Origin of the sequence: Micromonospora sp. CPCC 205546, assembly GCF_036902715.1 — a bacterium.
GTDB lineage: Bacteria > Actinomycetota > Actinomycetes > Mycobacteriales > Micromonosporaceae > Micromonospora.
Window position 1 is genome coordinate 1 of the sequence record NZ_JBAKHL010000181.1, and the last position, 688, is coordinate 688.

The window sequence follows — 688 nt, forward strand, 5'->3', positions numbered from 1 at the left end:
GGCCAGCTGCGCGACGACGTGCTCGGACATCTTCCCTTGGGGTAGTCCGACCAGGATCACGAACCGGGTCGCGCGTTCCACCAGGGTCGCGATCGCGGAACCACCACGCCCACCCTGGCGTGTCCCCTCCAGCAGGTCACCCTCCCAATGCCCGGGCACCGCCCGATCGGTGACCTCGGCGGGACGGGCACTGATGTTCAACCCGAGCCACGGCCGTGCCGACCGCACCGCCGCCGCGGCCACTGGCCGCCTGCGACGGGTAGCTCGCCCGGACCGCAGCGCCACCTGCCGGGTCAACTCAGCCCGCAGATTCCCTCGCGCCTGCAGATAGATCGCCTGATAAATCGTCTCGTGCGACACATGCATCTCCGGCCGCAGCGGATACTCCCACCGCAGCCGAGCGGCAATCTGCTGCGGCGATCGGCGTCGCCGCAGCATATCCAGCACCGTCCGGCGCAACGGTCCATCGACAGCCAGCCGCGGCACCCGCTTGACACGGCCGTGCCGCAAAAACGACGCCCACTGCGCCGCCGACGGCTGATACCGCTGCCCGTACCGCTCGAACCGGCCTACCTCCCGCGAGATCGTCGACGGCGCCCGACCCAACCTCCGCGCGATCGACCGCATCGACTCACCCTCAGCCCGACCCAACCCGATCTGCTCCCGCTCCAGCGAACTCAACCTTGAT

At 69.5% G+C, this 688-nt stretch carries 1 protein-coding gene; it reads right to left on the bottom strand.

Translation table 11 applies throughout. The features are described 5' to 3' along the window. Positions 1–681, bottom strand: a 681-nt coding sequence (locus V6U77_RS29945) for an IS30 family transposase (protein WP_334610085.1), incomplete at its 3' end; no start/stop codon positions are given. Between the last annotated feature and the right edge of the window lie 7 nt (positions 682–688).